Annotated in this window: 8 protein-coding genes and 1 pseudogene; 7 read left to right on the top strand and 2 right to left on the bottom strand. The window is 43.6% G+C overall.

The annotated features are described in order from the left end of the window. On the bottom strand, positions 1-258 hold a 258-nt coding region (locus tag T538_RS0113075), incomplete at its 3' end, for a transposase (RefSeq protein WP_031541362.1). A gap of 602 nt (positions 259-860) precedes the next feature. On the opposite strand from T538_RS0113075, the gene T538_RS0113080 reads away from it, so the two are divergent. From T538_RS0113080 to T538_RS0113110, 6 genes are all read left to right on the top strand, one after another. Then, positions 861-1,091: a hypothetical protein gene (locus T538_RS0113080; protein WP_031534360.1), complete on the top strand. Its 231-nt coding sequence runs from the start codon at positions 861-863 to the stop codon at positions 1,089-1,091. A gap of 508 nt (positions 1,092-1,599) precedes the next feature. Next, positions 1,600-3,606 carry a class I SAM-dependent DNA methyltransferase gene (locus T538_RS0113090; RefSeq protein ID WP_051656094.1) on the top strand — a complete coding sequence of 669 codons (2,007 nt, stop codon included), beginning with the start codon at positions 1,600-1,602 and terminating at the stop codon, positions 3,604-3,606. Continuing rightward, entirely contained in the window at positions 3,603-4,853 is a 1,251-nt protein-coding gene (locus T538_RS0113095) for a restriction endonuclease subunit S (protein ID WP_031534365.1), read from the top strand. Before T538_RS0113090 ends, T538_RS0113095 begins: the two co-directional genes overlap by 4 nt. A gap of 13 nt (positions 4,854-4,866) precedes the next feature. Further along, positions 4,867-6,024 carry a Fic family protein gene (locus tag T538_RS0113100; RefSeq protein WP_031534367.1) on the top strand — a complete coding sequence of 386 codons (1,158 nt, stop codon included), beginning with the start codon at positions 4,867-4,869 and terminating at the stop codon, positions 6,022-6,024. Between the two features lie 12 nt (positions 6,025-6,036). Beyond that, complete coding sequence (locus T538_RS17845) at positions 6,037-10,530, top strand: type I restriction enzyme subunit R domain-containing protein (RefSeq protein ID WP_051656095.1); 4,494 nt, start codon at positions 6,037-6,039, stop codon at positions 10,528-10,530. Between the two features lie 385 nt (positions 10,531-10,915). Then, the gene (locus tag T538_RS0113110; protein WP_031534371.1) at positions 10,916-11,794 is read left to right on the top strand and encodes a hypothetical protein; all 879 of its coding nucleotides are present in this window, start codon (positions 10,916-10,918) and stop codon (positions 11,792-11,794) included. A 215-nt stretch (positions 11,795-12,009) separates the two neighbouring features. Here T538_RS0113110 and T538_RS0113115 read toward each other — a convergent pair whose 3' ends face one another. Beyond that, entirely contained in the window at positions 12,010-12,690 is a 681-nt protein-coding gene (locus T538_RS0113115) for a hypothetical protein (protein WP_031534373.1), read from the bottom strand. 232 nt (positions 12,691-12,922) lie between these two features. On the opposite strand from T538_RS0113115, the pseudogene T538_RS0113120 reads away from it, so the two are divergent. Continuing rightward, positions 12,923-13,209 (top strand): annotated as a pseudogene (locus tag T538_RS0113120) (IS982 family transposase); the annotation flags it as partial.

Genomic DNA, 13,209 nt, shown 5'->3' on the forward strand with positions numbered 1-13,209 from the left:
TTTTGTGGACGTGAGCAAGTGAATGGCTGTGAACCAGTATAGCAGTGGAAGGTTGCTGCCGTGCATAACCGTGCCCGACCTGAGGGTAGTCTCATGTCCGCACTTGGCACACATCCAGCGTTTGTGGCAACGGTTCCAGTACTGTTTCTCGCAGCCACAGCGGCTGCACTTTATACCTTCTTTTTCGCGAGTTTCCTTGAGGTACTTCTCACAAGCTTCCTCGCTGTCGAAATGTTTTGCAAAATCCAACAACTTCATTTGACTATGATTTTTTTCAATTGCAAAGATAACACATTTGGGGATATTGCGGATTATCATTATTCATAATTGACAATTCACAATTCACAATTGACAATGGATAATTCATAATTCAGAATTGAGAATTCATAATGGTAGAAAAAAAGACTATTTTGTTTTTTTGTAAATACAAAATGGTGGCAAAGTACGTCCAAGGTAGGTGGGGGAGTTGAAAGTTGAAAGTTGAAAGTTGAAAATTGAAACTGCTTTAATTCAAAATTGCAGTTGACAATTTTTTTGAAAGAGAGTTGAAATTTGAAAAAACGTATCAAGTAAGGCAGAAGGTTCGGGCAAGTAAGGGGATAGCAAGTCGATAGCAAGCCGATGGTAAGCCGATAGTAAGCCGGAGGGTACGGGCAAGGTTCGAAGAAGTAAGCCGATAGCAAGGGAGTAGCTACGGGGTAGGAACGGGGTAGCTACGGAGTAGGTACGGGGAAGAAAGCCGATAATAATTCACAGTTGACAATTGACAATTTCTTTAATTGAAAATTGAAAAGTTGAAAATTGAAAAAACTGCCTAATTTACAACTCACTCATAATTGGCAATTTTCTTTAGTTGAAACTTGAAAGTCGAAAGTTTAGAGTTGCTTTCTTATGCGGCTGCGCCGCAACCATCTGCAAACTTAGAGATAATTGGCAATGTTTTTTGGGGGGAGATGAGTCCGTTTATAAAATCCTTCGTTATTTTTATTGCTATCAAAATAACAGGTATGATACTTGGAATATTACAAAATACATCAGCAAGATGTCTCAAAATGGAAGTTTTTGCAAAAAATCATAAAAATGAGCCATAAAAAGACAAATTGTAATATTAACCAAGGACTATTCAGAAGATTTTTGTATTTTTGTAGGCTATAAGTGCCCGTCAAATTTGTACAGTAGTGCAGATTTAGAAGTGGAATAAAGATAAAGAAATTTAGTTGTGCCAGCAGATAAACAAGTATTGTTGCGGTATCAGGTTCTGAACAAGTGCTTTAGAAATAGATATAGGGAATACACCATCGACGACCTTGTTGATGAGTGCAACAAGGCATTGTGTAGAATTGATAGGCCTAATGTTTCCAAGCGTACCATTCAGAACAACATAAATATCTTAGAAGCGGATTACAGCATCGAGTTAGATGAGAAACTAAAACAAGGTAAGAAACGCCTCTGTTGGTTTGTTGATACGAACTATATGATTCCACTATTTCGTATCAACGATGAAGAACATCACAAACAATGTACATAACAGTTATCGTATCGATGAAGAAAACCTGCACAGTTAAACATTAATTTTGCACCCAGAAACAAGTAAACGATATGAAAGAACAAAACAACATACAGTCTCAGCCTCGTGACATAATGCACTACGAGAGCGATATATGGGCGATAGCAGACTTGCTGCTGGCGGCCAGTGTAAAGCAGAGTGATTTCCCTGCTTACATGATGCCGTTCTTCGCTCTGATGATGCTCGAAGGACGTATGCTTAATGCTATGAAGCTTGTAGAGGAAGAGGAAGGTCTGACGGTGAAGGATGATCCTGAAGATTTCAAGGAAGCCTTCATCGACATGGGCTGCGGCTACAACGAATATATCGTGATGCAGGGCAAGACGCTGCAGAATATCTGCAATAACGACAATACGTTTGAGCAGGACTTTGCCAGCTATCTGAGTGAGTTCGATCCTACGCTGAAGAAGTTGCTGGGCATAGAGCGCGGTAAGGACGAGAAGAAGTTTCTCAATATGGACTACTATGTGGCAGAGCTTCGCAGCAAGAAGATTCTTCTGTCCGTCATTACGGCATGGTCTAAGATAGACCTTTCGCCATACGATAACTCTGCCATCACTACGTTGGAGGAGCATATCAAGCGTAAGTGGGCTGACATCAGTGCTTCTACTGCCGGAGAGCAATATACTCCCGACGATATTATCTCGCTGATTGCCGATATCGTGGCTACGAAGGTTACAAAGCCTAAGAGTCAGAACATCCATGTGTATGACCCCACATGTGGAGGTGCAAACCTTCTGTTTGGTGTGGCCGACCGTCTGCACACTCAGGCTGGTTATCAAAACATCCACACTTGGGGCAGCGAATACAATGATGCTCTCTATGCTTTGGCTGCCATTGAAAGCCGTTTCCGCAGTCACTCACAAATCCACTATGGCAATACTTTGACTACTGCACCGTTTATCGACAAGGATTTTGATGTGATTGTGGCCAATCCGCCATACGGCACCAAGTGGAGCGGTTATGAGAAGGAGATAAAGAACGACCAAAAGGGACAGTTCCCTGGTGGTTTGCCTGCCGTAAGCGACGGTCAGTTGCTTTTTATGCAGCATATACTTTGGAAACTGGCAGGAGGTGGTATTGCCGTTGAGGTGCATAACGGTTCAACGCTGTTCAGCGGTGACGCAGGCAGCGGAGAGAGTAATATCCGTAAGTATATCTTCGATCACGACTGGGTTGAAGCCATCATCCAGATGCCTCAAAGTGAGTTCTTCAACACGGGTATCTACACCTATCTGTGGATAATGAACAAGCAGAAACCATTTGAGCGTAAAGACAAAGTGGCTTTAATAGATGGAAGCAATCTTTGGAAACCTCTGAAGAAGTCGAAGGGTGATAAGCGCCGTGAGATGAATGCTGAACATCGTGAGGCCATAGTAAAGGCTCTGACCGACTTTGTACCAAGCGACATCTGTAAGATATTCGACCGCGAACACTTCTACTACAACAAACAGAGTTTAACGCTGACAGAGGTGGATGTAAATGGTGAGTATCTAAAAGAGCCTGTTGCATTGAAAAAGATTAAGTCTGTTGTGCTGAACGATGAAACGTTGACGGAGTTGAAAGAACTCGATACTAATGCGGGAAATGCGCTGAAGAACAAACTGAAGGCTGCTAACATAGATGAAGACCGAATCGTGATAACCCTCGAAGATGGTACCAGTTATAGTTACGACAATGAACTGGAAACTGTCATTATTGAAAGCAAAGAAGGACGTAAAGCCATGGGATGTGGAACATTTAAGTTTGACTTGAGCACTTCGAAGGGAAAGAAGTCTCTGAAGGTGGAACTTGTACCGCGTACCACAAGTGACTATGAGATTATTCCTCACCACTTGGATGAGCACGAGAACCAGCGTGAGATCGAGGCCTTTATGCAGAAGTATGTGTTCAAGCCATACGTATTTGGCAAAAACGTAGTTGGTGTGGAGCTGAACTTCAACAAGGAATTCTATGTGCCAGAGAAAATTGACAAGGTCGAAGATGTTCTTGCAGAACTAGAGAACTTGGCAAAAGAAATGAAAGGTATTGCACTATGATATTAAGAATCAAAGACTATACGACCAAGGTAGGTAGCGGTGTTACACCTCGTGGTGGCGCTGAGACATATTTGGACGAGGGAATTCCTTTGTTCCGAAGTCAGAATGTGACGAACGATGGTTTCTTAATGGATGACATTGCCTTTATTTCTGAAGAAGTTGACGAATCTATGAAAGGAACTAGGGTGAAGCCAGGTGATGTTTTACTGAATATCACAGGCGCATCTATTGGCAGGTGCTATTATACCTCAGAAGACTTTGAACGTGGTAATGTAAATCAGCATGTCTGCATTATACGTCCTAAGAAAAACAAGGTGAAACCTGATTATTTGCACTACTGTATAATTTCTGATGTAGGACAACAGCAAATAGACCTGACTCAGACAGGAGCTAATCGAGAAGGTCTTGCTGTAGAGGACATCAAAGGTATTACTTTCGACATTCCTTCTTTATCAGAGCAGCAGCGTATTGTGGATTATCTTGATGAGAAACTTGCCAAGATAGACGAGCGGATTGAGGTTTTGGAGAAGCAGCAGGATGCGTATGCACGACTGAAGAAAAGCGTTATTCATCAGGCTGTTACCCGAGGTCTTGATCCTGATGTTCGTTTGAAGGATTCAGGCATCGAATGGATTGGAAAGATTCCTGAGCATTGGGAGGTGAAGCGAATAAAAGAGGTCGGGGATTTGAAGTTGGGTAAAATGCTAGATGAAAAGCCCAAAGATGGATATTCTCTTAAACCATACCTCAAATCAAAAAACATTGGTTGGCTTGAATTAAAACTAGAAGAAGTTGAGAACATGTTCTTTAGCGAGAGCGAAATGAACATCTTGCGCTTGTGTAAGGGTGATATAGTTATTTCTGAAGGCGGAGAAGTCGGGAAATCTGCATATTGGACTGGAGAACTTCAAGAATGCTATATCCAAAATTCTGTGCAAAAATTGACACTTAATAAAGGTTATTGCTCTAAATACTTTTTGTATTTGTCATTTCTCTTGGGCCAAATGGGGTATTATAAGTCAATAGTAAACTTGGTTTCAATTATGCACCTTACCTATGAGAAATTAAGAAAAGTGGTTGTCCTTTGTCCTCCTCTTCCAGAGCAGCAAGCCATAGCCAGCTATCTCGATGAGAAATGTGCAAAGATTGATGCTGCAATAGAGAACATTGGAAAGCAGATTGACGCCTCAAAGCGATTAAAGCGAGCATTGATAAACGAAGTTATAACTGGTCAGCGTGCCGTATAAAATATACTTGCGTATGAACGAGAACGAACAGTATATCAATTTCGACGAGTATATACGCCAAGGTGAGCCCCAGAAGAAGGAGAGGGCTGAGGCTTGGCGTGTGGCTATTGGCTTGCAGGCTGTGGATGGGTTGAAAACCTCGGAATACCTGCAGCAGACCGCCCGCAGGAATATTGAGGGTGAAATCACCATCGACGAAGCACGCGAACTGGTAAAGGAATACTACATCAAGAAAACCATCCACGACGATGACGACGCAGAAAAGGAAGAGGCAGATCGTGTGTCGAGTAACATCTCGAAACTTCTCCAGACAGACGCTTTTACCTATAGCGTTGCAGGATTTGCTGCTATTCATCGTGCCATTTTTGAAGGTGTGTTTAAGCATGCCGGACGATTCCGCGACTACGACATCTCAAAAAAGGAGTGGGTGCTGCGCGGCGATTCTGTGCTTTATGGACGCTGGCAGGACCTGCAAATGGCTGTAGAATACGACCTGGAACAAGAGCGACTGTTTGATTATACAGGATTGAATAAAGACCAAATGGTGGAGCATCTGGCAAAATTCGTATCTGGTTTGTGGCAGATACATCCATTTGGTGAAGGTAATACACGTACCACTGCCATTTTCACCATAAAGTACCTGCGCTCACAAGGATTCAGCGTAAACAACGACCTGTTTGAACGTCATTCATGGTATTTTCGCAATGCACTGGTACGCGCCAACTACCGCAATTTGAATAACGGAATTAATTATGAGTCATTGTTTCTGGTACGTTTCTTCCGTAACCTGTTGTTAGGCGAGAATAATACGCTGAAAAACCGTTATATGATGATAAACCCGCCCGAAGAGTGGAAGATGCCAGAGAACACCCCCTCAAGTACCCCCTCAAGTACCCCCTCAAGTACCCCTCAAGTGCAGGGCATGCTCCATACTGACAACGCTTTGATTATACGTCTAATCAAGGTAATTGGAAACGAACAATTATCAATCAGGGAAATGCTTGAGAAATTAGGGCTTAAAGACCGAATGAATTTTCTGGAATATAACCTTAATCCAGCAATTTCAGAGGGTTATGTCCGCATACTTTATCCAGATAAGCCTCGTCATCCCCGTCAAAAATATCTGCTGACAGTGAAGGGGCTGGCACTATATAACGAAATCAACAAGTAAAAGCATCAGCGTATGAACGAACTGAAGATACAGCATGAGTATGTGATGGAATACTTTTGTCGCCTTGAAGAGCAAGGTGGCTTGGGTTATCGTAGTGTAAGCAACATCGTTGTAAGCAACGATTTGTTTATCCCTTCTGTTATGGGCGAGTTTGTAAGGAATAGCCAGCCCGACACATGGGCGCGTCTGCTAAAGAAGTTTGGAAATGATGAGCAGAAACTGCAAACGGCCTTGAAAGACAAGGTGAAGGAATCGCTTTTAGATTCACAGAATGTAGCCATCTTCATCAATAGAAACAAGTCCATTACGTTTGAAGGTGAGAAGGTGTGGCTGTTCTATGTGTCGGGTACAGAACTGAAAGGAGATGAAGAATTCAATCAGAACATTTTCTGTGCTGTCGAAGAATCGAGTCATACGCTAAAGGTGGATGACACAAAGTTGTATGGCATCCGTCCCGACGTGATGTTCTTCCTGAACGGTATATATCTGGGCTATATGGAGCTAAAGTCTGTAACCAAAGGACAGACAGCCCGCGACAACGGATGCCAGAAAGTGGCAAAAGACTATCTGGCTACAGTAAAGGCTCTGACAGAACAGGAACGTTGCGATCCACAAGTGATGAAACAACGCAAGGAGTTGATGGCTATCTATGATAAAGCCATTCATCTGACAGCAAGCGACTGTAACGAGACCTATGTGATGCGAGGCATAGGCCAGTTCTTCGACATTGCACATCAGGGCTTTACAGGTGAATCGCCAAAGACAGTTGACGAACTGACTCCGCTAATTCTTGAAGCTTTCAAGCCCTATCCTGTCAGTTCCCTGACACAGGATGAGAAGCAACGCTTTGAGGAAGTGATGCGAGCTTTGTACTCCAAGAAGATGATAGAGAAGGAGATTCTCTACTACAATTTCATCGAATACAAATACGTAAAAAAGAACGGAGTCAAAGAGCGCACGTCTAATACTGGTCATCTCATTGCCCCACGCCCGAAACAGAAGTTCGGGTGTGATAAGATTATGGGGCGCATTCAGGAAATGCTGGATCATGAGAAAGAGCCTGACTTCTATATCAACAAACTGCGCAAGGAGATGCAGGCATTGGGCATCCCTGGACCGAAGATAGAAGAGTATATCCTGCTTCGCGAACGCTATTGCAATAACAAATATGTATATTCGTTGCTGATGCAGTATGCTGCGGGCTTTGGCAAGAGCAACATTATCGGTTGGACAGCCTTGCAGCTGAAAGGCTACCGATATGAGGGCGAGCTTGCCTATGACAAGGTAATGATAGTCGTTGACAGGTTGCAGTTGCGCGACCAGTTGGACACCATGATGATGAACATGAACATTGACAAGTCTATGTTCATAGAAGCAGTTGACAGAGATACCTTCATCAAAGCGCTGGATAGCAAGATACGTATTATTGTTGTAAATATCCAGAAGTTCCTCGACCTGCAAGACGCATTGTCTGCTGCAGGAAAGAAACTGAAGCAGATGCGTGTGGCATTCCTTATTGATGAGATACATCGCAGTAACTCAGGTGAGAACAATCAGGAGATGATTGACATCTTCGCACGTTTACAGCAGACGTTCAATGTGGGTGGTCAGACAGTGGTAAAGAAAAACCTGCTTATTGGTTTCACAGCTACACCAAGCAAAGAGACGCTGAGCAAGTTCGGTGAATTCAAAATGACCATGACTAAGCATTTCTGGGTTCCATTCGACTGCTACACGATGCGTGAAGCCATAGAAGACGGATTTATTCTGGATCCGACAAAGGTTATCATACCATACGCTGTCCCAGTTGATTTCCAACTTCCTGAAGGAGTGGAAGAAGATGATGAAGAGAACATCGACATCGTACTGCGGAAACAGAAAATCTACGATTTGGAAGAGCGTAGGCAGAAGATTGCGTCTTTCATTGTTGAGCGTTTGGTAAGTCTGGTATATAAAAAGATTCGTGGTGAGGGTAAGGCAATGTTGGCTGTAACCAGCATTCCTAATGCTATCAGGTATTTCTATGTTATCCGTGATCTGTATGCCAAGAAATGCGAGGAACCCGATTTCAGGAAATACAAAGATGCTCCTATCGCCATAGTCTATAGTGATGACCAGCGTCATGAATCGTGTGCTACATTGAATGGTGGTGTGAGTGAAGAAAAAGTGATTCAGAACTTCCGACAGGCGAAGAATGGATTGATTATTGTGGTTGACAAGTTGCAGACTGGCTTCGATGAACCTAAACTGCATACTTTGTTCCTTGACAAGGAAATCAGCGGTATCAATGCCATTCAGACCATCAGCCGTGTGAATCGCAAATACAACAAGCACAAGGAAGACTGTCATATCGTGGATTGCTCATGGAAGAACGTGAACGTCGGCAATATCAAGCAGGCGTTCAGGGAGTACTGTGACATGGTCGTATCTGACTTCAACCCAGAGGGTGAAGCTAAACTGGTAGCTCTTATTTTCAGGCAGATGCAAGCCTGCGAGCCCTTTCAGCAATGGTTCTCTCGCTATCAGCGTGAACGTGAAGACACACATTTTGTGTTGGATATGGAATATGGTCTGCGCAGTTGGATTGAGCAGTGCTTCAATCAAGAAACTGCTGCAAGGAAGCATAACGAGGACAATGACTTGAAGCCTACAGATGCAGACTTTGCGCCAGAGATAAATTCTGCCCGTGACCTACGTAATTCAGTAGGGTGCTACTTCTCCAGCATCCGTATGCTGCAAGACGTTTTCGTGATTGACAGCAAGTATTACGATGATGTATTCTTGAAGTTCTGGCAAGTCTATTGCAATATTTATAGAGAAGTGGCGAATCGGAATATCGAAGAGCCATACGAGTTTGAGGTAATAGACAGTGACGAAGAACCTGGTATTTCATTGGTCGATGATGATGGCAGCGGTGGCGGAGGTGGAAAACCTGGACCACGTGGCGGTTCAGGTTCGCAACGTCCGAAAGGCAAGAGCATGGAGCAGGTTCTGGCTATTTTGCAGAAATTGCATGAGTCAGCGCAACTGTCTGCTGAGCAGGCGCAGTTGTGGCTGAAGGAAATTGGTCTGATGTTCCAATATATCAAGGCTGACCAGGAATTCTGTGCCTACGCTAAGGACGACAACTATACGGAAGACGAGAAGTTTGTAGAGTATAAGAAAGTACAGTCAAGGTATCGTCGTAGCCTGAAGACTCGGACGGATTTCGTTCAGGTAGAACGCTTCAAACAGATGCTCAATGACAATGCGGAACAGCTGTTCGCTATTTTCTTGGCAGACTTGCACCATGTGGAAAATGGAGAGTCGGACTTCGATTACGACACTACATCAACGGGAACAGTATCAGGTGATTTTTCAATAGAAGCTCTGATGGATTTAGCCCGTCGGAAGATGCGTCCTGAGTATAATGAGAGAAATCTCCGACAGAGAATCATTGAGACATTCGCTGATCATTTCAGTGGCCTGTCACGCTATATGCGCAGTATCAATGAGGTCGTTCGAAACTTCTTCATGGTGCTGGACACGCCTTCACTGTCAAGCCTTGACGGCATGGATGGTGTGGTGAAAGAGTCGTTAAACATGGTGTGTATGGCAGAAGGATTGTCGCTGATTGACAAACGAATGTATCTGGACATGCTGTTGATGCGATATGAGGTGTATCTAAAGAAACTCTATTATTTGATACATGGAGAAGAACTTCCGGCCAAAGAGGAAGGGCAGGGTGCAACACTCTCTAATGCGATATTTGCATTCCCTGCACTGAGAGGATTAAAGAATAATCCGAATCCGGCATTTCAGGAATTCTATCAGCGGCTTACAATGGTTAGGCAACTGCGAAATGAAGAGTCGCACGGTAGCATACATATTTCTGAGCAGGAAGTGGATGCCGCACTTCGTATTGTCATTGACATGTACCTGTTTGTTACGGGTATGAATATAACAGAACTGGAGGCAGCGGGGTATGATGCGGAGCAGCGTGATGCGACCGTCATTTCATTGCATCGTTACGAAGATGTGGAATTCGGGCCACAGATGGCAGCAGAAGACATCTTTATCTATGGAAGCATTCCTGTCGACCTTCCTGACACAAAGAAAGAAGAACTGACCGATGGCAGATTGGATTTGATTCTGATGTACGCTATTGGCAGTGGTGCTCGTCAGAAAACCGAGTCTGCTGGAAAGATTGCAATTGGAATCAAGGAGGCCATGCTGAAAGATGAACAGTTGGCAGCGTATAAGAGCGTGAAGTATCTGTTGTTCCACTATTGGGGTAATCCCAAGGTATATTGTTTAACGAATGAGCCTGTGTTGGTCGAGCCAGACAATGTTCCGTCTGATTACCTCAAGAGACTGGAGAAAGATGCAGTTAAGTACCTTTTGCTTGAATATAATCCACAAAGTCCATCAGACTTGGGCAACATTGATATTCTCAAAACACAGAGAAGAGGTGAAATTAGGTATTTGCCTTTTGTAACGACATTGGAAAGTATAGTAGATAAATAATCCTTTAGATGAAAACAAAAAAACGTATCGTTCTTTGTTTATAACAAACAGAGTTTTTCTTATATCGAGAGGATTCGTTTGCTATAATAATTTTTTTAGGATAGTAACAAAAAAATAGTACCGAAACTTATTGATTTGAAAAAAGTAGGATAAGATACAAGTGAAGGCAGCCTTTTAATAGGGTTGCCTTCTGTATTATCTATTGGGTTCTTTGAGCAGCGTCTCTGTCGGGAGTATAAACCCGGCAGTGCGCTGCTTTTCTTTGGCGTGAGAACAAATCCGGCAACACACTGCGTGTGGGTTGTTGGTTTGATTATAAAAGTTTAATGTTGAACAACGGTTGCGGACATTCGCAGCCACTTGAAATTTTTTGGAGGGTTTAACTATGGCAAAAGTAACAGGCGTTGCCACACAGTTGAGTGGCAGAATTGGACAGTTTATCTATCGTCGTACAAAGGCTGGTACGATAGTGTGTGAAGCTCCGGCAAAGGACAGTGTGCCAAAGCGTTCGGAGGCACAGATGCAAGTGCGCGCCCAGTGGGGTAATCTGGCAGCGGTATTTCGCCAGTTCAACCAGACGCTGAAGAGAGGCTTTGAGGGACTGAACGGCAGAATGAGCGACTTCAATGCGTTTATGCAGGCAAACGTGAACGTCGTGAAGGTGTATGTCGGCAAGAAGGTGCTGCTGAATGGCGGTAGCGTGCTTGCTCCGTACCAGATAACACGCGGCTCGCTGCCTTCGGTGGCGATGCGACTTGATGATGGCAATGTGCTGGTGAGCGACATCTCGCTCGGCGGACTGGCTATTTCTGCCACTACCACCGTTGCCGATTTTTCTAATGCGCTGATAGCGTGCAACGACGATTATGAGGCTGGCGACCAGCTGACATTCTTTTACGGACGGCAGACAACCGACTTGGTTACGGGAGTGCCGCGTGCCAAGGTTCGCGGATTTAAGGTGATGCTCGACCCGTTGGACTCAACGCTGCTTTGGGATGTCGTGTCTCCTCTGGGATTCTCGTCAGCCGACGGATACTTGGCAATGAGCGGTGAGATTTCAGACGCGGCAGCCGTCTGGGTACATTCGCGCGAGGATGGCGCTGGTGGTGTAAGAGTCTCAACGCAGTTTATGTATGTCGATTCGGGCATATTAGACAAGTATCAGGGCTGTGAGGCAATGAGGAATGCTGCCGAGTCCTATGGCGGAATAAACAGTAGTGCGGTGTATCTTAATCCGAATTCCATGAAGAAAACGGATGACTGACCGCCAACGGCAGGGCTTACTTTTGGGGGTGAGCAACCGTCATGACAGAAGATTCGGTGTAAAATAAAAGAGCAGGGGATAAGAGTGATTCTTGTCTCCTGCTTTTTTCGTTTTATATTTTTCAATTCTCAACTCACAAAAAACATTGTCCATTGTCAATTGTGAATTGCTTTCAACTCTCAACTTTCAAGTTTCAATTGTGAATTGTGAATTGTTTAAAATCTGTATTTGCCACCGAGAAGCAGTATTCCCTGGTCGCTGAAGCCTATTTCTGTGAATACGCGCAATTTCGGACTTCCTGCTTCCATGCCAAGCAATGTTATACTTGGTATAAATACAAGGGTGGCATCGTTAAAGTCAACACCTTCTTTCACGTCCTCTTTCTGGCTTTCGTACATTATTCCTACTCCTATGCCAGTCTTTCCGTACATACCGAAATTCTTTTTTCTCAGGTAATCGAACCTGATTGACGGGGTGAGGCTGAAGTTGTAGAATCTTGCTACGCCTGTCTTTTTACTTTGCCACACCTCGTATTTGTCCAGATATGTCAAATGCATGTCGCGTTTGTTTCCGTTGAAAGCAAGGAAAGCGCCAATACCTATAACTTTGCTAACATGGTAATAGTACTCAATGCTTATGTTTGGCAGATATGTGGTTGGACCATAAGGGGAATAACTATTGGTGTCGTATGATTCAAGTCCGGCGGCTTTTATTGCTGCGGCAGAAGGGCTTATGTCTGTTAGCTGACTGTCGTTCATTGAGCCGATTTGTGTAGATGCCAGAGTACCTATCGTTACGCCAATTTCATGTTTTGTGTCATAATACTTGTGGCTCTGCGCAAAGATGCTGGTTGAAAAGGTTAGGAAGCTAATGACCAAAGTTGTAAATTTTCTCATTATTTTAGGATGTTAAAATGTTTGTTATTGTATTTCGATGTCTAAATGTTTTTCAACGAAATGTGCAGCAAAGATAATTGTTAATTTTGTTATGTCAAAAGTTTCTTTTGGAAAATATTGTAGGATAAAATACGCCAGTTCGGGATAAGAAAAGTCAAATAAAAGTTGGTAATCTCGCTATTTATTTGTATCTTTATAGCTGAAAACAAACAAGTTACAAAATATAATAGCAATGATTACCAGAGACAAAGTTACAGAAATTTTCTGTATTATCGACGAGTTTGACAAGAATTTGAACGAGGAATTGAAGAAAAACCTTCGTCTGCCATCCAAAGACGGCAGCGGAAAACGTCACAGAAACCGTAAGGGAAGACTCTCCGAAAGCGAGATTATGACCATCCTCGTATGCTATCATTTTGGCACATACAAGAACTTCAAGGAGTATTATCTCAGCTGTATCCAGATGCAGCTAAAACATGATTTTCCGGACGCCGTTTCGTACAACCGCTTCGTGGAACT

The organism is Bacteroides sp. Ga6A2, assembly GCF_000702225.1.
Lineage (GTDB): Bacteria > Bacteroidota > Bacteroidia > Bacteroidales > Bacteroidaceae > Ga6A1.

Coding starts and splice junctions, on each gene's coding strand:
- T538_RS0113090 (WP_051656094.1), top strand. CDS start 1,600: ATGAAAGAACAAAACAACATACAGTCTCAGCCTCGTGACATAATGCAC.
- T538_RS0113100 (WP_031534367.1), top strand. CDS start 4,867: ATGAACGAGAACGAACAGTATATCAATTTCGACGAGTATATACGCCAA.
- T538_RS0113115 (WP_031534373.1), bottom strand. CDS start 12,690: ATGAGAAAATTTACAACTTTGGTCATTAGCTTCCTAACCTTTTCAACC.
- T538_RS0113110 (WP_031534371.1), top strand. CDS start 10,916: ATGGCAAAAGTAACAGGCGTTGCCACACAGTTGAGTGGCAGAATTGGA.
- T538_RS17845 (WP_051656095.1), top strand. CDS start 6,037: ATGAACGAACTGAAGATACAGCATGAGTATGTGATGGAATACTTTTGT.
- T538_RS0113095 (WP_031534365.1), top strand. CDS start 3,603: ATGATATTAAGAATCAAAGACTATACGACCAAGGTAGGTAGCGGTGTT.